Annotated in this window: 18 protein-coding genes; 11 read left to right on the top strand and 7 right to left on the bottom strand. The window is 73.8% G+C overall.

Translation table 11 applies throughout. The annotated features are described in order from the left end of the window. Positions 1–117 precede the first annotated feature (117 nt). A complete protein-coding gene (locus tag ACVWNX_RS22965; RefSeq protein WP_454414893.1) occupies positions 118–1,122 on the top strand; it encodes a cation diffusion facilitator family transporter in 1,005 nt (334 codons plus the stop codon). Between the two features lie 80 nt (positions 1,123–1,202). Here the strand turns inward: ACVWNX_RS22965 and ACVWNX_RS22960 are convergent, their stop codons facing one another. Beyond that, the gene (locus tag ACVWNX_RS22960) at positions 1,203–2,000 is read right to left on the bottom strand and encodes a phosphatase (RefSeq protein ID WP_454409525.1); all 798 of its coding nucleotides are present in this window, start codon (positions 1,998–2,000) and stop codon (positions 1,203–1,205) included. A 238-nt stretch (positions 2,001–2,238) separates the two neighbouring features. Between ACVWNX_RS22960 and ACVWNX_RS22955 the strand changes: the two genes are divergently transcribed. Next, the gene (locus tag ACVWNX_RS22955; protein ID WP_454409524.1) at positions 2,239–2,493 is read left to right on the top strand and encodes a hypothetical protein; all 255 of its coding nucleotides are present in this window, start codon (positions 2,239–2,241) and stop codon (positions 2,491–2,493) included. A 106-nt stretch (positions 2,494–2,599) separates the two neighbouring features. Here the strand turns inward: ACVWNX_RS22955 and ACVWNX_RS22950 are convergent, their stop codons facing one another. Together ACVWNX_RS22950 and ACVWNX_RS22945 are read right to left on the bottom strand one after the other, a co-directional pair. Continuing rightward, complete coding sequence (locus tag ACVWNX_RS22950; RefSeq protein ID WP_454409523.1) at positions 2,600–3,496, bottom strand: acyl-CoA thioesterase; 897 nt, start codon at positions 3,494–3,496, stop codon at positions 2,600–2,602. 10 nt (positions 3,497–3,506) lie between these two features. Further along, positions 3,507–4,664, bottom strand: a complete 1,158-nt coding sequence (locus ACVWNX_RS22945; protein WP_454409522.1) for an acyl-CoA dehydrogenase family protein — start codon at positions 4,662–4,664, stop codon at positions 3,507–3,509. A gap of 582 nt (positions 4,665–5,246) precedes the next feature. On the opposite strand from ACVWNX_RS22945, the gene ACVWNX_RS22940 reads away from it, so the two are divergent. Beyond that, positions 5,247–5,474, top strand: coding sequence for a hypothetical protein (locus ACVWNX_RS22940; protein WP_454409521.1), 228 nt, complete (start codon positions 5,247–5,249; stop codon positions 5,472–5,474). 36 nt (positions 5,475–5,510) lie between these two features. Here the strand turns inward: ACVWNX_RS22940 and ACVWNX_RS22935 are convergent, their stop codons facing one another. The 3 genes from ACVWNX_RS22935 to ACVWNX_RS22925 form a co-directional block, all read right to left on the bottom strand. Continuing rightward, positions 5,511–5,834: a helix-turn-helix domain-containing protein gene (locus ACVWNX_RS22935; protein ID WP_454409519.1), complete on the bottom strand. Its 324-nt coding sequence runs from the start codon at positions 5,832–5,834 to the stop codon at positions 5,511–5,513. Continuing rightward, complete coding sequence (locus ACVWNX_RS22930) at positions 5,831–6,202, bottom strand: type II toxin-antitoxin system RelE/ParE family toxin (protein WP_454409518.1); 372 nt, start codon at positions 6,200–6,202, stop codon at positions 5,831–5,833. The genes ACVWNX_RS22935 and ACVWNX_RS22930 overlap by 4 nt, the downstream gene beginning before the upstream one ends. A 71-nt stretch (positions 6,203–6,273) precedes the next feature. Then, the gene (locus ACVWNX_RS22925; RefSeq protein WP_454409517.1) at positions 6,274–6,876 is read right to left on the bottom strand and encodes an SACE_7040 family transcriptional regulator; all 603 of its coding nucleotides are present in this window, start codon (positions 6,874–6,876) and stop codon (positions 6,274–6,276) included. A 98-nt stretch (positions 6,877–6,974) separates the two neighbouring features. Between ACVWNX_RS22925 and ACVWNX_RS22920 the strand changes: the two genes are divergently transcribed. The 5 genes from ACVWNX_RS22920 to ACVWNX_RS22900 all read left to right on the top strand — a co-directional run bounded on the left by ACVWNX_RS22920 (position 6,975) and on the right by ACVWNX_RS22900 (position 15,131). After that, positions 6,975–8,597, top strand: coding sequence for a carboxyl transferase domain-containing protein (locus ACVWNX_RS22920; protein WP_454409515.1), 1,623 nt, complete (start codon positions 6,975–6,977; stop codon positions 8,595–8,597). 217 nt (positions 8,598–8,814) lie between these two features. Further along, positions 8,815–10,944, top strand: a complete 2,130-nt coding sequence (locus tag ACVWNX_RS22915) for an acetyl/propionyl/methylcrotonyl-CoA carboxylase subunit alpha (RefSeq protein WP_454414892.1) — start codon at positions 8,815–8,817, stop codon at positions 10,942–10,944. Further along, positions 10,941–12,035, top strand: coding sequence for a hydroxymethylglutaryl-CoA lyase (locus tag ACVWNX_RS22910; protein ID WP_454409514.1), 1,095 nt, complete (start codon positions 10,941–10,943; stop codon positions 12,033–12,035). The genes ACVWNX_RS22915 and ACVWNX_RS22910 overlap by 4 nt, the downstream gene beginning before the upstream one ends. Then, positions 12,032–13,198 carry an acyl-CoA dehydrogenase family protein gene (locus ACVWNX_RS22905; protein ID WP_454409512.1) on the top strand — a complete coding sequence of 389 codons (1,167 nt, stop codon included), beginning with the start codon at positions 12,032–12,034 and terminating at the stop codon, positions 13,196–13,198. Before ACVWNX_RS22910 ends, ACVWNX_RS22905 begins: the two co-directional genes overlap by 4 nt. A gap of 1,075 nt (positions 13,199–14,273) precedes the next feature. Then, positions 14,274–15,131 carry a siderophore-interacting protein gene (locus ACVWNX_RS22900; protein WP_454409510.1) on the top strand — a complete coding sequence of 286 codons (858 nt, stop codon included), beginning with the start codon at positions 14,274–14,276 and terminating at the stop codon, positions 15,129–15,131. Between the two features lie 144 nt (positions 15,132–15,275). Here ACVWNX_RS22900 and ACVWNX_RS22895 read toward each other — a convergent pair whose 3' ends face one another. Beyond that, positions 15,276–16,898, bottom strand: coding sequence for a beta-N-acetylhexosaminidase (locus tag ACVWNX_RS22895; RefSeq protein ID WP_454409509.1), 1,623 nt, complete (start codon positions 16,896–16,898; stop codon positions 15,276–15,278). A gap of 257 nt (positions 16,899–17,155) precedes the next feature. On the opposite strand from ACVWNX_RS22895, the gene ACVWNX_RS22890 reads away from it, so the two are divergent. From ACVWNX_RS22890 to glmS, 3 genes are all read left to right on the top strand, one after another. After that, positions 17,156–18,052: a DUF4429 domain-containing protein gene (locus ACVWNX_RS22890; RefSeq protein ID WP_454409508.1), complete on the top strand. Its 897-nt coding sequence runs from the start codon at positions 17,156–17,158 to the stop codon at positions 18,050–18,052. Positions 18,053–18,445: 393 nt separating this feature from the next. Continuing rightward, on the top strand, positions 18,446–18,703 hold the full coding sequence (locus tag ACVWNX_RS22885) for a hypothetical protein (protein ID WP_454409507.1): 258 nt from the start codon (positions 18,446–18,448) through the stop codon (positions 18,701–18,703). Positions 18,704–18,843: 140 nt separating this feature from the next. Beyond that, positions 18,844–20,661 carry a glutamine--fructose-6-phosphate transaminase (isomerizing) gene (glmS, locus tag ACVWNX_RS22880; protein ID WP_454409505.1) on the top strand — a complete coding sequence of 606 codons (1,818 nt, stop codon included), beginning with the start codon at positions 18,844–18,846 and terminating at the stop codon, positions 20,659–20,661. Positions 20,662–20,707: the final 46 nt, after the last annotated feature.

Here is a 20,707-nt window from a genome sequence, read left to right as displayed (position 1 = left end):
GGCGACGGGGGCGACGCGGGCGCGGGTGGCGGGGACGCCCCGGACCGCGCCGGTCACCGGGACCGGAACGGGCACGGATCCCGAGCGGGGGAAGGAGCGGGAGCCGAAGCGGAAGCCATGGCCGATGCCGAAGCCCAAGCCAGAACCGGAACCCAAGCCGAAACCGAAACCGAAACCGGAGCCGGAGCCGGAGCCGGAGCCGGAGAAAGCGTCGCGACCGTACTCGTGGCGGCGGCGGCCAACCTGGGCATCGCGGTGGCGAAGGCCGTCGCGGGTCTGACCGGCGGCTCCAGCGCGATGCTCTCCGAGGCGGCGCACTCCCTCGCCGACACCGTCACCGAACTCCTGCTGCTCACCGCCCTGAAGCGCGGGCGGAAGCCCGCCGACGAGGACCACCCGGTCGGCCACGGCGCCGAACGCTACCTCTGGGCGCTGCTCGCGGCGGTCGCGACCTTCGTCGGGGGTGCCGTCTTCGCCGTGTACGACGGCGTCCACACCCTCACCCACGGCGAGGAACCGGGCGACCCGCTGCTGTCGTACCTCGTCCTCGGCGTCGCGTTCGTCCTGGAGGGCTATTCGCTGCGGACGGGCGTGCGCCAGGCGCGCGGGGAGGCGCGCGGATACGGCGTCCCGCTGCGCCGCTATCTGCGGCACACCCCCGACACCGCGGTGAAGGCGGTCGTCCTGGAGGACGTGGCGGCCCTCGCCGGGCTGCTGCTGGCGGCGGGCGGCCTCCTCGGCGGCCAGCTCACCGGCTCGGGGACCTGGGACGGGGTGGCCTCGCTGTGCATCGGGGTGCTGCTGCTGGGGGTGGCGTGGGAGCTGGGCCGCTCCAACGCCGCGCTGCTGATCGGACGGCCGCTGCCCGCGCCGGTGCGGCGGGAGGTCCGCGCGCTGCTGCTCGCGGACCCGCACGTGGACGCCGTCCTGGAGCTGACGACCCTGCTGCGGGGGCCGGGGGACGCCCTGGTCGCGGCGAAGGTGGACTTCCGGGACGTGTCCACGGCCGCGCAGGTGGAGCGGGCGTGCGAGGAGGCCGAGCGACGGCTGAGGGAGAGGTTCCCGGTGGTCACCCGGGTGTACCTGGACCCGACGCCGGGGCCCGCCCGCCCCGTCGACTGACGCCCGTCGACTGACGCCCCGCCGACTGACGAGGCGTCGACCGACGAGGCATCGACTGGCAAGCGCCGACCGACGAGGCGTCAGCCGGCGGCCGTGAGCCCCGCCGCGGCCAGCAGGTAGGCGACCATGGGGTCGTAGTAGCGGGGGCTGCGGACGTGGTCGTCGAGGGGGACGGTGACCTGGACGGTGCCCTCCGCCTCCGCGATGAACAGGGCGGGGTCGTTGCAGTCGGCGTACCCGACGGAGTCGAGCCCGCGCTGTCCGGCGCGGCCCGCCCAGCCGTGGTCGGCGACGACGAGGTCCGGCGGGGCCTGACCGGTCCGCTCCAGCCCGTCGAGGACGGCGTTCATCGGCTCGGGCGAGTGGGTGTGCCAGAGCGTCGCCCCGGCCGCCAGCATCGCCACGTCCGCGAACTGGAAGACGGCGCCCTCGTCGGCGAACAGCCCGTCCGGGACGACGACGATGTCGCAGCCCGCGGCGCGCAGGGCGGCGGCGGTGGACCGGTGCACGTCGAGCAGCCCGCCCGGGTGCCCGGTCGCGAACAGGACGCGTTCCCGTCCGGCGGCGGCCTTGCGCAGCCGGGAGGCCAGCCGGTCCAGTCCGTCGACGGTCAGCTCCGGGTCGATGGTGTCCTGGCCCTGGCGGTGCTGGGGGTCGTCGCTCACCCCGCACCGCTCGGCCATCACGGCGAGCACGTCCTGCTCGTCCGTCCACCGGTCCCCGAGTTCCAGGCCGAACCAGTAGTGCCGGTTCCCGTTGGCGAGCCGGCGGTAGTGCTCCAGGTTGTTCTCGCGCGGCGTGGCCACGTCACCCGTGATGCGCGTACGGATCAGATGGTCGACGAGGTCGGCACGGCTGGGTGTCCCGGGTATCGGCATGCCGTCCATTGTGCCGCCGGGAACCCGTCGGACGCGGAAGGATCCACCGGCCGGACGGGGCCCGCCGCCCCGGCCCCCTGACCCCCCTTTGAGGGTTGACGCGCCCCGCGCCCGTACGGTGACGCCGACTCGTCGCCCCAAGTCCCCAAGGGCCGTCCAATGACACGATGGAAGGAGCCCACGGAGTCCTCACGAAGTGGGCCCCGAACGCATCCGAACCCTCCGGGAGGAACCGGCCGTGGCCCTGAAGTTCGTCCTCGAAGTGAACGTCCCCGACGGCGGACCCGACGAGACCGTCCGCGAACTCTCCCGCGTCCTGCGGTACTGGGGCGGCAATCTCCACCACTACCCGCCGGCCCCGGGCACCGGGGAGACGGTGTACGACTCCGTGTACCGGGAGATCGGCCGGTGGACGTACACCGGGTCCACCGAGGACCCCGCCGACCGGCCCCCCGCGCCCACGCCCACGGCGGACCCCCCGGCGGAGGACTGAAGGCGGCCGACGACCGACGGACCGACCGGCAGGACCAGCGGACCGACCGGCAGGGCCGACGGAGCGACGGACCGACCGGCAGGGTCAGCGGAGCGACGACAACGACCTACCCGTCGCCGACCGGACCCGTCTCATGACGCGGCACCCGGATGACGCCCTCCTGGATGACGGTGGCCACGAGCCGTCCGTCCCGGGTGTGGATGCGGGCCTGGCCGAGCCCCCGGCCGCCGGAGGAGGACGGGGACTCCTGGTCGTACAGGAGCCACTCGTCGGCGCGGAACGGGCGGTGGAACCACATGGCGTGGTCGAGCGAGGCGCCGACCACGTCACCGACGGCCCAACCGCCCCGGCCGTGCGCGAGCAGCACCGAGTCGAGCAGCGTCATGTCGGAGACGTAGGTGGCGAGGCAGACGTGGAGCAGCGGATCGTCGGCGAGCTTGCCGTTGGCCCGGAACCACACCTGGGACCGGGGCTCACGGGGTTCGCCCGGGGAGCCGAAGGGCGGTTCCCCGGCGTAGCGCAGGTCGATGGCGCGGCGGGCCTCCGCCATCCGTTCGGGGACGCCGGGCAGCAACGCGTCCGCGTACCGTTCGAAGGTCTCGGCGGCGGTGGGGAGCGTCTCCGGGTCGGGGGACGGCGGCATGGGCGCCTGGTGTTCGAGGCCCTCCTCGTGGACCTGGAACGAGGCGGACAGATGGAAGACGGGCTGTCCGTGCTGGACGGCGACGACCCGGCGGGTGGTGAAGGAGCGGCCGTCGCGGATGCGGTCGACGGTGTAGACGATGGGGGCGCCGGGGTCGCCGGGGCGCAGGAAGTAGGCGTGCAGGGAGTGCGCGGGACGGTCGGCGGGGACGGTGCGCCCGGCCGCGACCAGCGACTGCGCGGCGACCTGCCCGCCGAAGACCCGGGGCACCACGGAGGCGTGCGAGCGCCCCCGGAAGATGTCCTCCTCGATCCGTTCCAGGTCCAGCAGGTCGACGAGCGACTGGAGTGCCTCGGACATGGCGGGCCGCTCAGAGCCCCATGTCCTTGGCGATGATCATTTTCATGACCTCGCTGGTGCCGCCGTAGATCCGGTTGACCCGGTTGTCCGCGTACAGCCGGGCGATCGGGTACTCGTTCATGTAGCCGTAGCCGCCGTGGAGCTGGAGGCAGCGGTCGACGACCCGGTGGGCGACCTCGGTGCAGAACAGCTTGGCGGAGGCGGCCTCGGCGGCGGTCAGCTCCCCGGCGTCGAACGCCTCGATCGCGCGGTCCACCACCGCCTCGGCGGCGTCCACCTCGGCCTTGCAGGCGGCCAGTTCGAACTTGGTGTTCTGGAACGAGGCGACGGGCTGCCCGAAGACGTTCCGCTCCCGTACGTACCGCAGGGCGAACCGGACGGCGGCCTTGGCCTGGGCGTAGGCGCCGACCGCGATGCCGAGGCGTTCCTTGGGGAGGTTCTGGCCGAGGTAGGAGAAGCCCTGGTGCTCCTCCCCCAGCAGGTCCCCGACGGGCACCTTGACGTCGGTGAAGGACAGTTCGGCGGTGTCGGAGACCCGCAGGCCCAGCTTGTCGAGCTTGCGGCCGACCGCGTACCCCTCGGAGCGGGCGTCCACGACGAACAGGGAGATGCCGTGACGGCGGTCGTCGGGGGTGGCGGGGGCGGTGCGGGCGCAGACGATGACGCGGTCGGCGTGGACGCCGCCGGTGATGAAGGTCTTGGAGCCGTTGAGGAGGTAGTGGGTGCCGTCCTCGGAGAGCTTCGCGGTGGTGCGCATGCCGGCGAGGTCGGAGCCGGTGCCGGGTTCGGTCATGGCGATGGCGTACATGGCGCGCCCGGTGGCGAAGTCGGGGAGCCAGCGCCGCTTCTGCTCCTCGGTGGCGTACGCCTTGAGGTAGGGCAGGCAGAGCATGACGTGCACGCCGCTGCCGCCGAAGGAGACCCCCGCGCGGGCGCACTCCTCGGTGACGACCGCCTCGAACTTGAACGTGGACAGCCCCGCGCCGCCGTACTCCTCGGGCACCTCGATCCCGAAGACGCCCAGCTCACCGAGCTTGCCGTAGAACTCCCGGGGGACCTGCCCGGCGGCGAACCACTCGTCGTAGACGGGGACGACCTCGGCTTCGATGAAGTCGCGGAGCGTCGCGCGGAACGCCTCGTGGTCCTCGTCGTAGATGGTGCGGCGCACGGCGTCTCCTCGGACTCCGGCCGGGCCCGGGAACGGGCACGCGGACCACGGACTAAGCGCTTGCTCAGCCCTCACGCTACCCGCCGGTCACATGCCCGTCCAGCCCCGGCCGGGCGACCTCCGCGACCCAGGGCCCGGCGGGCCTACGGGCGCCGCCGCGCGTCCGACCGCCCTCCGGACTCACGCGGCCCGACGGAGAACCGGGCGACGGCCACACCGGGACCACCCGGCCACACGTCAACCGCCGCGTCCTGATCGGCACGGAACACGTCGACGTCCACATCGGGTGCACCCCTGGACAGCGCGGCGAACTCCTGACGGGGGACGAATCTCCGGGCCCTCGACGGAACGGCCCGACCGGCCGGGCCCTCATCGCGGCTGACGGCGGACGACTGGCCACCCTGGACGGAATCCACGACCCTCCGAGGCCGATCGCCTGGATCCCACTGGTCGCTTCCTGACTGAACGCTCACCCCCGTCAAGGTAGCGCCGGGCGCCCCGGACTCCACCCGCCGCACCAGAGGCCCGCCACACTCGAAGCACGGGACCCGGAAGACCGCCATCACCACGCCGGAGGAACTGGTGGAACACATCAGGGAGCACGTCGACACCAGCGGCGCGTCCGACCGCATCGCTACCGCCGCCACCGCCCACCAGGACGCCATGGACCGGCTGCGCGAGCTGGCCGAGCGACTCGAAGCGGAGCACGGCGCCGTGACCGACGCCGAGGAACGGGCGGCGCTGGACCGCGTCGCCGCCATCGACGACTGGCACGAGGAACACGCGCCGAGGCCGACCGAGACGGCGTGAGCCGCACCACCCGAACGAACCGGCCGGGAACCGCCCTCAGGCGGCGCGCGGCGTGAAGGTGACGCGGGAGTCACCCTCGTCGATGGCGAGGTTCAAGGTGCCGTCCAGCGCCTTGGCCAGGCGCCGCAACAGCGGAAGGGTGGGTACGGTGTCACCGCCCTCCATCCGTGATACCTGAGGCTGCGTCATTCCCGCCCGCTCGGCGAGTTCGGTCTGGGACAGCCCGAGCTCGACCCGCCGGTCGTAGACCGCCTGCCCGAGATCGCCGGCCAGCCTCGCGTCGACGTATTCCTGGTCGTACTCAACCACCTCACCCGCGAGCTGCCGGGCCCGGCGCGTTCTCCACGTGCTGTGATTCATCGGCTCTCCTTGCGGCGATCGTACGTATGCTCGGCACGGCTGTGCTCAGCCTCGCAGACCTTCTGGGCTTGATGTGCGCGCTCGACTTCCACCACCTCACGCATCCTCGTCTTCCGGAACACTGTCAACAGGACAATCCGCCGCCCCGGAGCAAGCCAGTACGGAATGCGCACGGCCTCGCCGTCCAGCTCGAACCGCAGTTCACGCAGCTTGCCGCCGAGGTGACGTGAATACGGCTCGCCAAGAGTGGTCGGCTCACCCAGGAGACGGTCCACCTTGTCCTCCACGTGCCGGTAAAGACGGAACGGAAGCAACTCCAGCCAGTCCCGCACCTCGGGTTCAATCTCAATCCCCCACTGCTCCGCCATGCAATCAACGGTATATACCTCGAATTGCATAGCGCAAGCCGCCGCCCACGTCCCGGCCGACCGGCGCTGGTTCAGCCCTCGCCCCCGTCCCCCACCGCCGCGAACGCCCCCCGGGCCAGTCGGTGGAGGAGGTCCGCGGCACCGGCGCGGGACGGCAGCGAGTCCGGGCGGTTGAGGTGCGGAGTGGAGTTGAGGAGGCCGAAGACGGCGTGGACGGCGGCCCGCGCCTCGGGCTCCGGGAGCCCCGGATACCGGGCCCGCACCGCGTCCACCCACAGCTCGACGTACTGCCGCTGGAACTGCCGGACCAGCTTGCGGTCGCTGTCGCGCAGCCGGTCCAGCTCGCGGTCGTGGAGGACGATCAGCGGACGGTCGTCCAGGGCGAAGTCGATGTGGCCCTCGATGAGGGAGCCGAGCAGGGCGTCCGGATCGTCCCCGCACTCCTCCACCCGCCGCCGCCCCCCGGTGAGCAGCTGGCCGCTGATCCCCACCAGCAGCTCGGCGAGCATCGCGTCCTTGCCGGGGAAGTGCCGGTACAGCCCGGGGCCGCTGATCCCCACCGCGGCCCCTATCTCGTCCACGCCCACCCCGTGGAACCCTCGCTCGGCGAAGAGCCTGGCGGCCTCCTTGAGGATCTGCTCGCGGCGGGTGGGGGCGTCGGTTCTGGTGGCCATGGAAGCAATTCTAGACAGAGACGTTAGCGGTCGTTAACCTGAGAGCGGGAAGGTTAACGGTCATTAACCGAGTGGCACGGGCAAGGGGGCTCGACACGATGCAGCAGGCACCGGTACTGACGACCGCAGCCGATCCCGCGGCCGCGGCGTTCCGGGCGAACGAGGCCGCGCACCTGGCGCTGGGCGGGGAGCTGCGTACCCGGCTGGCCCGCGCCCGGCTCGGCGGCGGCGAGCGGGCCCGCGCCCGGCACACCGCGCGCGGCAAGCTGCTGCCCCGGGACCGGGTGGACGGCCTGCTGGACCCGGGCTCCCCGTTCCTGGAGCTGGCCCCGCTGGCGGCCGAGGGCCTCTACGACGGGGACGCCCCGGCGGCGGGCGTGATCGCCGGGATCGGCCGGGTCTCGGGCCGGGAGTGCGTGATCGTCGCCAACGACGCCACGGTCAAGGGCGGCACCTACTACCCGATGACGGTGAAGAAGCACCTGCGCGCCCAGGAGGTCGCGCTGGAGAACCGGCTGCCGTGCCTCTACCTGGTCGACTCGGGGGGCGCGTTCCTGCCGATGCAGGACGAGGTCTTCCCCGACCGGGACCACTTCGGGCGGATCTTCTACCACCAGGCCCGGATGTCCGGCGCGGGGATCCCGCAGATCGCGGCGGTCCTCGGCTCCTGCACGGCGGGCGGCGCCTACGTCCCGGCGATGAGCGACGAGGCGGTGATCGTCCGGGGCCAGGGAACGATCTTCCTCGGCGGACCGCCGCTGGTGAAGGCGGCGACGGGCGAGGTGGTGACCGCCGAGGAGCTGGGCGGCGGGGAGACGCACAGCCGGGTCTCGGGGGTCACCGACCACCTCGCCGAGGACGACGCGCACGCCCTGCGGATCGTCCGCACCATCGTCTCGACGCTCCCCGCGCGCGGGGCACCCCCGTGGACGGTGGCGCCCGTGACGGAGCCGGAGGCCGACCCCGCCCAGCTCTACGGGGTGGTCCCGGTGGACCCGCGCACCCCCTACGACGTGCGGGAGGTGGTGGCCCGGCTGGTGGACGGCTCGCGGTTCGCGGAGTTCAAGGCCGAGTTCGGACAGACCCTGGTGACGGGCTTCGCCCGGATCCACGGCCACCCGGTCGGCATCGTCGCCAACAACGGCATCCTGTTCTCCGAGTCGGCGCAGAAGGGCGCCCACTTCGTGGAGCTGTGCGACCAGCGCGGCATCCCCTTGGTGTTCCTCCAGAACATCTCCGGCTTCATGGTCGGCCGGGCCTACGAGGCGGGCGGCATCGCCAAGCACGGGGCGAAGATGGTGACGGCGGTGGCCTGCACCCGGGTGCCGAAGCTGACGGTCGTCATCGGCGGTTCGTACGGCGCGGGCAACTACTCCATGTGCGGCCGGGCCTACTCGCCGCGCTTCCTGTGGATGTGGCCCGGCGCCAAGATCTCCGTCATGGGCGGTGAGCAGGCCGCCTCGGTGCTCGCCACCGTCAAGCGCGACCAGCTCTCGGCGCGCGGCGAGGAGTGGTCCGCCGACGACGAGGAGGCGTTCAAGGAGCCGATCCGGGAACGCTACGAGGCCCAGGGCAGCGCCTACTACGCGACGGCGCGGCTCTGGGACGACGGGATCATCGACCCGCTGGAGACCCGTCAGGTCCTCGGCCTGGCCCTGACCGCCTGCGCCAACGCGCCGCTGCCGCCCCGGGGCGACGGCTTCGGCGTCTTCCGGATGTGAGGGTGAGATGACGACCGGCAGCACGGCACCGAAACCGACCGGCACCACGGCTCCCACGGCCATCACCGGAACCACGGCCCCCCAGGCCGCTTCCCCGGCAGCGGAGGCGACACCCTCCACCGCCACGGCCCGCGCCACGACGGACACCACCGCCGGGACGGCCGACCACGTGGCCACCGGCGCGGCCCCCGGCCCCCGGACGGCCACCGAGGCGGCCCTGTTCGACACCGTCCTGGTCGCCAACCGGGGGGAGATCGCGGTCCGGGTGTTCCGCACCCTGCGCGCCCTCGGCATCCGCTCGGTCGCGGTGTACAGCGACGCCGACGCGGACGCCCGCCACGTCCGGGAGGCCGACACCGCCGTCCGGATCGGCCCCGCCCCGGCCGCCGAGAGCTATCTGTCGGCGGAGCGGATCGTCGGGGCGGCGCTGCGCACCGGCGCCCAAGCGGTCCACCCGGGGTACGGGTTCCTCGCCGAGAACGCCGGGTTCGCCCGGGCCTGCGAGGACGCCGGACTCGTCTTCGTCGGACCGTCCGCCGGAGCCATCGCGCTGATGGGCGACAAGATCCGGGCCAAGGACACGGTGTCCGCGGCCGGGGTCCCGGTGGTGCCCGGCTCCTCGGGAGCGGACCTGAGCGACGCCGAACTGACCGAGGCGGCCCGCGCGATCGGGGCCCCGGTGCTGCTGAAGCCCTCGGCGGGCGGCGGCGGCAAGGGCATGCGGCTGGTCCGGGAGCTGGCCGCGCTGCCCGAGGAGATCGCCGCCGCCCGACGCGAGGCCCGGGCCTCCTTCGGGGACGACACCCTGCTGGTGGAGCGGTGGATCGAACGCCCCCGGCACATCGAGATCCAGGTGCTCGCCGACGCCCACGGCAACGTCGTCCACCTCGGGGAGCGGGAGTGCTCCCTCCAGCGCCGCCACCAGAAGCTGATCGAGGAGGCGCCGAGCGTCCTGCTGGACGGGGCGACCCGCGCCGCGATGGGCGAGGCGGCGGTACGGGCCGCCCGGTCCTGCGGCTACCTGGGCGCGGGCACGGTCGAGTTCATCGTCTCCGGCGCCGACCCCTCGCGGTTCTCGTTCATGGAGATGAACACCCGGCTCCAGGTCGAACACCCGGTGACGGAGCTGGTCACCACGGTCGGCGGGGTGCGCGGCATCGACCTCGTGGAGTGGCAGCTGAGGGTGGCCGCCGGGGAGCCGCTGCCGTTCGGCCAGGCGGACGTCACCCTGACCGGGCACGCGGTGGAGGCCCGGATCTGCGCCGAGACGGTGTCGGTCCGGGAGGGCTCCCCCGGCTTCCTGCCCTCCGGCGGCACGGTCCTCGCACTGCGCGAACCGGACGGCGACGGGGTCCGCACCGACTCGGGCCTGTCCCCGGGCACCGAGGTCGGCAGCCGTTACGACCCGATGCTGTCGAAGGTCATCGCCCACGGACCGGACCGGGCGACCGCGCTGCGACGGCTGCGGGCCGCGCTGGCGGACACGGTGGTGCTGGGCGTCCCCACCAACGCCGGTTTCCTGCGGCGGCTGTTGGCGCTCCCGGCGGTGGTCGCGGGTGAGCTGGACACCGGTCTGGTGGAGCGGGAGATCCGGACGCTGGTGCCGGACGGGGTCCCGGAGGAGGTGTACGAGGCAGCCGCCGCGGTCCGGCTGGCGGAGCTGACGCCACCACCGCGCGCCGACGGCTGGAGCGACCCGTTCGACGCCCCGAGCGGCTGGCGGCTCGGCGGTGAACCCCTGGTGCCCGCCTTCCCGTTGCGGATCGCCGGGCGGGAGCCCGTCACCCACCGCCCGCGCGGCACGGCCACCGTCGGCGCGGACCGGGTCGAGGTCACCCTGGACGGCGTCCGGCACGTCTTCGCCCGGGCAGCCGACTGGCTGGGCCGGGACGGCGACTCCTGGCGGGTGGCCGACCACGACCCGGTGGCCGCCGCGCTCACCGGCGGGACGCGGACGGGCGCCGGATCGCTGACCGCGCCGATGCCCGGCACGGTCACCGTGGTGAAGGTGGCGGTCGGGGACCGGGTGGCCGCCGGGCAGGGGCTGTTGGTGGTGGAGGCGATGAAGATGGAGCACACGGTGTCCGCCCCGCACGCCGGGACGGTCACCGAACTGGACGTCCGCCCCGGCACCACGGTGGCGATGGACCAGGTCCTCGCGGTCGTCGAACCCTTCCCGTCCGACGCCCCCGAGGCACCCGGCGGGTCGGACGCATCCAGCGGAGCGGACGCATCCGGCGGGTCTGGCGGGTCTGGCGGGTCTGGCGGGTCTGGCGGGGCGGAAACGGACACCGGGATGGCCACCAGCCCGGAACCCGCGCCCGGCCACGGGGAGGGAAGGCCATGACCGCCCCCGACGACACGCCGTCCCGTGCCCACGGCGCCCCCGGCACGTCTGACGCCCCAGGTGTCGCCCCCGGCGCGCCCGGCGAACCCGACGCCCCCGGCATCCGGGGCCTACCCGTCCGGACTCCGCTGCCCGGGCTGCCCGCCCGGGTCCGCGTCCACGAGGTGGGTCCGCGCGACGGCCTCCAGAACGAGCGGACGGCCGTCCCCACCGAGGTGAAGGCCGCGTTCGTGCGCCGACTGGTGGACGCGGGCCTCACCACCGTCGAGGTCACCAGCTTCGTCCGCCCGGAGTGGGTGCCGCAGCTGGCCGACGCGGAGGAGCTGTACCCACGGGTGCGGGAGCTGGGCAGGACACGGGGCGTGGCGCTCCCCGTGCTGGTGCCCAACGCGCGCGGGCTGGACCGGGCCCTCGCGCTGGGCGCCCGCCGGATCGCCGTCTTCGCCAGCGCCACCGAGTCGTTCGCCCGGGCCAACCTCAACCGGACGGTGGACGAGTCCCTGGCGATGTTCGCGCCCGTGGTGGCCCGGGCGAAGAGCGACACCGAGGGCGACGGCCCGGTGCACGTCCGGGGCTATGTGTCGATGTGCTTCGGCGACCCCTGGGAGGGGCCGGTGCCGACGGGCCGGGTGGTGCGGGTGTGCCGGGCGCTGCTGGACCTGGGCTGTGACGAACTGAGCCTCGGGGACACCATCGGGGTCGCCACCCCGGGGCAGGTCCTCGCCCTGCTCGCGGAACTGAACGCGGCGGGCGTGCCCACCGGACGGATCGGGGTGCACTTCCACGACACCTACGGACAGGCCCTCGCGAACACCCTCGCCGCCCTCCAGCACGGGGTGACCACCGTCGACGCCTCGGCGGGCGGGCTCGGCGGCTGCCCGTACGCGAAGTCCGCCACCGGCAACCTCGCCACCGAGGACCTCGTGTGGATGCTGGACGGTCTCGGCGTCGAGACCGGGATCGACCTCGGCCGCCTCGTCGCCACGAGCGCGTGGCTGGCCGACCGGCTGGGCCGCCCCAGCCCCTCCCGCACCGTCCGCGCCCTGACCGGGACCGCCGCGGACCCGTCCCCCAAGGAGCAGCAGCCATGACGCTCGACCACCGGCTCTCCCCGGAGCACGAGGAACTGCGGCGCACCGTCGAGGAGTTCGCGCACGACGTGGTCGCGCCGGAGATCGGCGACCACTACGAGCGGCACGCGTTCCCGTACGCGATCGTGCGGGAGATGGGCCGGATGGGGCTGTTCGGGCTGCCGTTCCCGGAGGAGTACGGCGGCATGGGCGGCGACTACCTGGCACTGGGCATCGTGCTGGAGGAACTGGCGCGGGTGGACTCGTCGGTGGCGATCACCCTGGAGGCGGGGGTGTCGCTGGGCGCGATGCCGCTGTACCGGTTCGGGACGGAGGAGCAGAAGCGGACCTGGCTGCCCCGGCTGTGCGCGGGCGAGGGGCTGGGCGCGTTCGGACTCACCGAGCCGGACGGGGGCTCCGACGCGGGCGCCACCCGGACCACGGCCCGCCGGGACGAGACGACCGGCGAGTGGGTGATCAACGGCACCAAATGCTTCATCACCAACTCCGGTACGGACATCACCGACCTGGTCACGGTCACCGCGGTCACCGGGCGGGCGGCGGACGGAAGCGCGTTGATCTCCTCGATCGTCGTGCCGTCCGGGACGCCCGGCTTCACGGTCGGCGCCCCGTACTCCAAGGTCGGCTGGAACGCCTCCGACACCCGGGAGCTGTCGTTCGCGGACGTACGGGTGCCGCTGGCGAACCTGTTGGGCGAAGAGGGCCGGGGGTACGCCCAGTTCCTGCGGATCCTCGACGAGGGCCGGGTGGCGATCGCCGCGCTGGCGACGGGGCTCGCCCAGGGGTGCGTGGACGAGTCGGTGCGCTACGCGCGGGAGCGGCGGGCGTTCGGGCGGAACATCGGGGCGTACCAGGCGATCCAGTTCAAGATCGCGGACATGGAGATGAAGGCGCACACCGCACGGCTGGCCTGGCGGGACGCGGCGAGTCGGCTGGTGGCCGGGGACCCCTTCAAGAAGGAGGCGGCACTGGCGAAGCTGTACTCGTCCACGGTCGCGGTGGACAACGCCCGGGAGGCCACCCAGATCCACGGCGGGTACGGGTTCATGAACGAGTACCCGGTGGCCCGGATGTGGCGGGATTCCAAGATCCTGGAGATCGGCGAGGGCACCAGCGAGGTGCAGCGCATGCTGATCGCCCGTGAGCTGGGGCTCACGGGCTGAGCCGAGACGGCCGGGCGCGGGGTCGCCGCCCGCGAGCGGCCAGGACCGGCCCGCGGGCGGCGAACCGGCGTGGCCCACCGGCCGCCGGAGCCGCACCCGGCCCCGAGCCGGAGGGGCGCCCCCGAAGGGCACGGGGACCGCGCAGTTCCCCGCGCCCCTTCCGAGGCCCTCCGCCCGGCGTTCGGCTCACTGGCCGTGGAGGGTTGCCCGCGCCGTTCCCCGCGCCCCTGACGGGGCCCACCGCCCGGTGCTCGGCCCACCACCGTGGGAGGTTGCCCGCGCCGTTCCCCGCGCCCCTGACGGGGCCCACCGCCCGGTGCTCGGCCCACCACCGTGGGAGGTTGCCCGCGCCGTTCCCCGCGCCCCTGACGGGGCCCACCGCCCGGTGCTCGGCCCACCACCGTGGGAGGTTGCCCGCGCCGTTCCCCGCGCCCCTGACGGGGCCCACCACCCAGTCCTCGGCCCACCACCGTGGAGGGTTGCCCGCGCAGTTCCCCGCGCCCCCTGACGGGGCCCACCGCCCGGTCCTCGGCTCACTGCCGTGGGAGGTCCCGCGCCCTTTCGGGGTGCTCCGGCGGGGTGCGTTGTTCCGCTCGTGGAGCCCTGGCGGGACAACGCACCCCGCCAAGGGCTCCCCATAGGGGCGCGGGGAACTGCGCGAACGGCCGCCCACCAGCCGCACCCGGAAGACAGAGACGCGGGAGCACACCCACCACACAGCCCCAGGCACGCCCCGAAAGGGGCGCGGGGAACGGCGCGAGACCCCGGCGGACCCGCACACGGAAGCCGGAGACGCGGGAGCGGCGGGGGGCGCCCGCCCGGACGGGCCCCGGCAGGGGCGCGGGGAACTGCGCGGGCAACCCACGACGCACCCGCACGGGGCCACGGCAGCAACCCGGCCAAGGGCCACGAGGCGGACACCGGACGGTCGGACGCGTGGGACGTGGGTGGCGCTCCGGACGGGACGGCCACCCACCCCTCGCCCCCGCCCGGCCCCGGGCCCGGGCCCGGGCCCCGCGGAGGTTAGGGTGGGCTAACCAACCGCCGAGCAGCAGCGATCGGAGTGTCGATCCCCGTGCCCACCGCCGTGGCCGCCGCGTTCCGCTTCTTCCCCATGACCGTCACCCGGGTGACCCCCCTCGGACCCTCCCTGGTACGGGTGACCTTCGGCGGTCCCGGTCTGACGGGCATCCGCTCCGGCGGACGGGACCAGAGCGTCTCGCTGTTCCTGCCGCACCCGGGCCAGCCGGAGCCGGTGGTCCCGGTGGAGGCGGGCGAGGACTGGTGGCAGGCGTGGCGCGAACTGCCGGAGGACGTACGGGCGGTGATGCGTTCGTACACGATCAGGGCGCAGCGCGGGACCCCGGACGGCACCCCGGAGATCGACATCGACCTGGCGCTGCACGGCGCCGGGGAGGGGTCGGGCGCCGGAGCGGGCCCGGGTGCCCGGTGGGCGGCGCGGGCGGTGCCGGGTGACCGGGTGCTGCTGTACGGACCGGCGGTCGAGGACAACCGGGCCGTGAAGTTCCGTCCTCCGAACGGCACCGACCTGGTGGTGGTGTGGGCGGACGAGACGGCGCTGCCCGCGGCGGGCGCGATCCTGGAGTCCCTGCCGCCGGGGGTGCGGGGCCGCGCCTGGCTGGAGGTGCGCCACCCGGACGACCGCCAGGCACTGGCCACCGACGCGGAGGTGACCTGGCTGGTGGCCGCCGAGGGCGCCCCGTCCGGGCTGACGGCGATCCGGGCCGCGGCCTTCCCCGAGGCCCGCTCCCCGTACGTGTGGATCGCCGGGGAGGCGGGCACCGTGAAGGAACTGCGCAGACACCTGGTCGGCGAACGCGGACTGGACCGCCGGGCCGTGATGTTCACCGGCTACTGGCGGCGCGGAATGACCGAGGACCGGATGCGGGCGGAGGGAGCGGGCGCGGAGTGACCCCCGGGCCTCCCGGACCCTCCGGCTCCCGCACCGCCCCCGCACGCCCGCCCGCCCCGGACCCCACGCCCCGGCCGGGCCCCGCGTCCCCGGCCCCGGGCCCCGCGTCCCCGGCCCCGGGCCCCCGCCCGGGCGCCGGGGCCCTCACTTCCCCTTCGGCCAGGGCACCTGCGGCGAGCGGTGGTAGCGGATGCCCAGCGCGTCCCAGCGGGGCGCCTGCGCGGCGAGCCGCTGCCGGTAGCCGTCCCAGTCCCGGCCGTCCCGCGGCGACCAGCCCAGTTCCGCGATCCCGGGCAGCCGGGGGAAGGCCATCACCTCCAGGTCCGCCGAGGTGGCCAGGGTCTCCGTCCACAGCGGCGCCTCGACGCCCAGGAGGGACTCCTCGGGCAACCCGTCGAGGTGGTCGGCCGGGTCCCAGTCGTAGGAGCGTTCGACCTCCACCCGGCCCGCCCACTCCAGCCCCAGCGGGCTGTCCTCGGTGTACTTCATGTCGAGGTAGGAGCGGTCGGCCGGGGAGAGCACCACCTTGGCCCCGGCGCGCGCGGCGTCCACCACCTCCCGGCGCTCGGCGTCGGAGGTCTCGTCGTACCCCCAGTACTGGATCACCGCCCCGTCCACCGGACGTCCTCCGGCGAGCTGGTGCCAGGCCATGACCTTCTTGCCGTGCCGGAGGACGATCTCCTGGGCCCGGTCCATGAACGCGTTGTACTCGTCCTGGGGCGTGGCGTCGGCCTCGTCCCCGCCGATGTGGACGAGTTCGCCGGGCGTCAGCGCGGCCACCTCGCGGATCACGTCGTCCAGGAAGTCGTACGTCACCTCCTTGGGCACGCACAGCGAGCTGAACCCGACCTTGACGCCGGTGTACGGCTCGGGCGCCTTCCCGTCGCAGTTCAGCTCGGGGTAGGCGGCGAGGGCGGCGTGGGTGTGGCCGGGCACGTCGATCTCGGGGATGACGTCCAGGTGACGGGAGGCCGCGTACGCGACGATCTCCCGGTACTGGTCCTTGGTGTAGAAGCCGCCCTCGCCGCCGTCGACCTCGGTGGCGCCGCCCTTGGCCGTCAGATCGGGCCAGGAGTCGACGGCGATCCGCCAGCCCTGGTCGTCGGTGAGGTGCAGATGCAGGGTGTTGATCTTGTAGAGGGCGAGCTGGTCGATGTACCGCTTCACCTGGTCCACGGTGAAGAAGTGCCGGGCCACGTCGAGCATGGCGCCCCGGTAGGCGAAGCGCGGCACGTCCCGGACGGTGCCGCCCGGGACCGTCCAGGACCCGTTCCGTTCGGTCCGCTCCTCCACGGCGGCGGGCAGCAACTGGCGCAGGGTCTGCACCCCGTGGAAGAGCCCGGCGGGCCGTCGCGCGGTGATGGTGACGGCGTCGGCACCGCTCTCCAGCAGGTACCCCTCGGCGCCGAGGCCGGGTTCGCCGTCGGTGAGCACCAGCCGGATGCCGTCGGCGCCCGGGTCCTCGTCGACGGGCAGCCGGTAGCCGGTGGAGGGGCGCAGCACCCCGGCGAGGTACTCCGCGACGTCCTTGGCGGCGGCCGAGCCGCCGGGGACGCGGAGACGGGTGTCCTCGGTGATCCGGTAGGGGGAGCCGCCCGGTTCGACGGAGGCGGGCGCGGGGATGACCCGGCCGAGCGCGGGGACGGCGCGGGCGGGTTTGCCGCCGCCCTCCTCGTCGCCGGGTTCGGCGACGCAGGCGACGCCGGTGGCGGCTATCAGCAGCAGCGAGCCGACGAGCAGGGAGGGCTTTCCGTGACGGAGGTTCACCAAGGGTCCCTTCGGGGGTGGTCCGTCCCGGGATCAGCCCGAGGCGGCCGGACGGTACGGGGGGCGGGAGGTGCGAGCAGCACGGGAGGTACGGGAGGTACAGACGGAAAGGAGGGAGACGGGTACGGGCACGGGCGGGTACGGGGCAGGGGGCGGACGCGTTCGCGGGCGGGCGCCGTCCCGGCCCGGGCCGGTCCCGGGAGCCGTCACGGCACGAACCAGCTTCTACCCCGGGGGACGGATGGGAGAATCCCCGTATGGCGGAGATCATCCAGCGCGACGGGACATGGACCTTCGACGGGAGCACGGTGCGACTCGTGCCGGGCCGGGACAAGGGCGTGAGCCTGCTGCGCCGCACCCTGGGTGAGCTGGCCGTCCCGCTGGAGGCGGTGGCGGGCGTCTCGTTCGAGGCGGGCCGCAAGGCGGGGCGGCTGCGGCTGCGCCTGCGGGAGGGCGCGGACCCGCTGCTCCAGGCCGCGGGCGGTCAGCTGACGGACGGCACGGACCCGTACCAGCTGGTCGTGGAGACGGACCGGGGCGGGGTCGCGGAGTACTTCGTGGACGAGGTGCGCAACGCGCTGCTGCTGGACGAGGTGCCGTCCGGGCCCGCCGGGCGGTATCTGCTGCCGGGCCCGTCGGTGCCGCTCTCGGTGCAGGCGGGCGACGGCACGGCGAGCTTCGACGGGGAGCACGTGCGGCTGGAGTGGAACTGGAAGACGGAGGAGGCGAAGGCCGCCGCCGGTACCCGGTCGATGGCGGTGGACACCATCCAGGCGGTCGAGTGGATGCCGTCGGCCGGGTTGGAGAACGGCTTCATCCGCTTCGTCCTGAAGAACGTCCCCGTGACCAAGGCCCCGCCGAAGTACGACCCGCACGCGGTGGTGCTGTGGGGGTTCCGCAAGGACCCGCTGATGGCGTTGATCGCCGCCGCCGTCCAGGCCCGGCTGCCGCACCCGGCGGAGGCGTCGCGTCCGGAGGCGCCCCGGGACGCGCTGCCCGCGCCCGTCGCCCCGGCCCCGGCGGCCGGTCCCGCCGAGGACGACCACGACGCGCTGCTGCGACGGCTGCGGGAGCTGGGCGAGCTGCGGCAGGCGGGGGTGCTGACGGAGGAGGAGTTCTCCTCGGCGAAGCAGGCGGTGCTCCGCCGGATGTGACCGCGCCGGGACGGCCCCGCCCGGAAACGGGAGCCCGTCCGCACGCCTCCCCCGACCGTGCCGGGACGGCCCCGCCCGCCCCGGCAACGGGAACCCGCCCGCACGGCCCGGCACCCCTCCCACCGGCCCGGCCCTCCCGGAGCCCCCGGCCCCCACCGGCCCGGCCCTCTTGGAGCCCCCGGCGCACGACGCGCGCCGGGGGCTCCGGCACGTCCGGCCCCGCGTACCCGGACCGGCGCGTGCCGATCCCGTATGTCCCGGCCGACGCATCCGCCCCACCCGCCCGGCTCCGGTAGGCGCGTTGGAGTGACCGGACCGGGCATTGGAGCGGCTTCCTGCCCGATTTCGGGCAGGATTCTTGCGAAACTCCCCACCTTCGCCCAGGATCATCGGGTGCACGACGACTTGGTAGATCATCTGACGCGCAGTACGCCGCTGAACCGCGGCGAGGCGCTGCGGGTGGTCCAGGACGTCCTCGCCTACTTCGACGAGACGACGGAGGCGTACGTCCGCCGCCGCCACCGCGAACTCCAGGGTCAGGGCCTGGTGAACGCGGAGATCTTCGAACGGATCGCGGCGGACCTGAAGTACCGCGCGGTCGCGCCGCCGACCCTCTCGCTGAGGCAGCTGCGCCGCGTCGTCTACGGCTGACGGCGGACCCGGGGCGACCCGGCCGGGGAGGAACGACGACCCCGCCCCGGGACTCCGGGCTCCGCGACCAGCCACCCCGGTCGACGGATGGACGGATCGACCGATCGACAGAAGAACAGGGACAGGGGAAGAACTCTCATATGTGCGGAATCGTCGGATACATCGGCCGTCGTGATGTGGCCCCGCTGCTCCTCGAAGGGCTCCAGCGGCTGGAGTACCGGGGCTACGACTCGGCCGGGGTAGTGATCACCGGACCGAAGGCCACCGGGCTGAAGATGGTCAAGGCCAAGGGCCGGGTCCGGGACCTGGAGGCCCGGGTCCCCAAGCGGTTCCAGGGGACCACCGGGATCGCCCACACCCGCTGGGCCACCCACGGCGCGCCCTCCGACGAGAACGCGCATCCGCACCTGGACGCCTCCGGCCGGGTCGCCGTCGTCCACAACGGCATCATCGACAACGCCTCCGACCTGCGGGCCAAGCTCACCGCCGAGGGCGTGGAGTTCCTCTCCGAGACCGACACCGAGGTCCTCACCCATCTGATCGCCCGCAACGAGGCCCCGACCCTGGAGGAGAAGGTCCGCGCGGCCCTGCGCCTGGTCGAGGGCACCTACGGGATCGCGGTGCTGCACGCCGACTTCGCGGACCGGATCGTCGTCGCCCGCAACGGCTCCCCGGTCGTCCTCGGCATCGGCGAGAAGGAGATGTTCGTCGCCTCCGACGTCGCCGCGCTGGTCGCCCACACCCGCCAGGTCGTCACCCTCGACGACGGCGAGATGGCGACCCTGAAGGCGGACGACTTCCGCACGTACACCACCGAGGGCACCCGCACCACCGCCTCGCCGACCACCGTGGAGTGGGAGGCCGAGTCGTACGACATGGGCGGCCACGACACGTACATGCACAAGGAGATCCACGAGCAGGCGGAGGCCGTGGACCGGGTGCTGCGCGGCCGGATCGACGACCGGTTCTCCACCGTGCACCTCGGCGGGCTCAACCTGGACGCCCGGGAGGCCCGCGCGGTGCGCCGGGTGAAGATCCTGGGCTGCGGCACCTCGTACCACGCGGGCATGATCGGCGCCCAGATGATCGAGGAGCTGGCCCGGATCCCCGCCGACGCCGAGCCCGCCTCCGAGTTCCGCTACCGCAACCCGGTCGTGGACCCGGACACCCTGTACATCGCGGTCTCCCAGTCCGGGGAGACCTACGACGTGCTGGCCGCCGTCCAGGAGCTGAAGCGCAAGGGCGCCCGGGTCCTCGGCGTGGTCAACGTCGTCGGCTCCGCCATCGCCCGGGAGGCCGACGGCGGGGTGTACGTCCACGCGGGCCCCGAGGTGTGCGTGGTGTCCACCAAGTGCTTCACCAACACCACCGTCGCCTTCGCCCTGCTCGCCCTGCACCTGGGCCGCACCCGGGACCTGTCGGTGGCGGACGGCCGCCGCATGATCGAGGGGCTGCGCAGGCTGCCCGGCCAGATCGCGGAGATCCTCAAGCAGGAGGACGACATCAAGCGGCTGGCGAAGGACTTCGCCGAGGCCCGCTCGATGATGTTCATCGGCCGGGTGCGCGGCTATCCGGTGGCCCGCGAGGCGTCCCTGAAGCTCAAGGAGGTCTCGTACATCCACGCCGAGGCGTATCCGGCCTCCGAGCTGAAGCACGGTCCGCTGGCGCTGATCGAGCCCGCCCTGCCGACGGTCGCGATCGTCCCGGACGACGACCTGCTGGAGAAGAACCGCGCGGCCCTGGAGGAGATCAAGGCGCGCAGCGGACGCATCCTCGCGGTGGCCCACCAGGAGCAGGAGAAGGCCGACCGGACGATCGTCGTCCCCAAGAACGAGGACGAGCTGGACCCGATCCTCATGGGCATCCCGCTCCAACTGCTCGCCTACCACACCGCGTTGGCGCTCGGCCGGGACATCGACAAGCCCCGCAACCTCGCCAAGTCCGTGACGGTCGAGTAGCCGGGTAGGCAGGTAGCCGAGCGGACCGCACCCGCCCGCACCGGGC

The sequence above is a fragment of the Streptomyces sp. JNUCC 64 genome (assembly GCF_054484115.1).
Note: the sequence above shows the minus strand (reverse complement) of the source record. Positions and strands in the feature narration are given on the sequence as shown.

What these genes read in the sequence shown, in the direction of transcription:
- ACVWNX_RS22965 (WP_454414893.1), top strand. Translation starts at nt 118, where the DNA reads ATGGCCGATGCCGAAGCCCAAGCCAGAACCGGAACCCAAGCCGAAACC.
- ACVWNX_RS22960 (WP_454409525.1), bottom strand. Translation starts at nt 2,000, where the DNA reads ATGCCGATACCCGGGACACCCAGCCGTGCCGACCTCGTCGACCATCTG.
- ACVWNX_RS22950 (WP_454409523.1), bottom strand. Translation starts at nt 3,496, where the DNA reads ATGTCCGAGGCACTCCAGTCGCTCGTCGACCTGCTGGACCTGGAACGG.
- ACVWNX_RS22935 (WP_454409519.1), bottom strand. Translation starts at nt 5,834, where the DNA reads ATGAATCACAGCACGTGGAGAACGCGCCGGGCCCGGCAGCTCGCGGGT.
- ACVWNX_RS22930 (WP_454409518.1), bottom strand. Translation starts at nt 6,202, where the DNA reads ATGGCGGAGCAGTGGGGGATTGAGATTGAACCCGAGGTGCGGGACTGG.
- ACVWNX_RS22925 (WP_454409517.1), bottom strand. Translation starts at nt 6,876, where the DNA reads ATGGCCACCAGAACCGACGCCCCCACCCGCCGCGAGCAGATCCTCAAG.
- ACVWNX_RS22920 (WP_454409515.1), top strand. Translation starts at nt 6,975, where the DNA reads ATGCAGCAGGCACCGGTACTGACGACCGCAGCCGATCCCGCGGCCGCG.
- ACVWNX_RS22910 (WP_454409514.1), top strand. Translation starts at nt 10,941, where the DNA reads ATGACCGCCCCCGACGACACGCCGTCCCGTGCCCACGGCGCCCCCGGC.
- ACVWNX_RS22905 (WP_454409512.1), top strand. Translation starts at nt 12,032, where the DNA reads ATGACGCTCGACCACCGGCTCTCCCCGGAGCACGAGGAACTGCGGCGC.
- ACVWNX_RS22890 (WP_454409508.1), top strand. Translation starts at nt 17,156, where the DNA reads ATGGCGGAGATCATCCAGCGCGACGGGACATGGACCTTCGACGGGAGC.
- glmS (WP_454409505.1), top strand. Translation starts at nt 18,844, where the DNA reads ATGTGCGGAATCGTCGGATACATCGGCCGTCGTGATGTGGCCCCGCTG.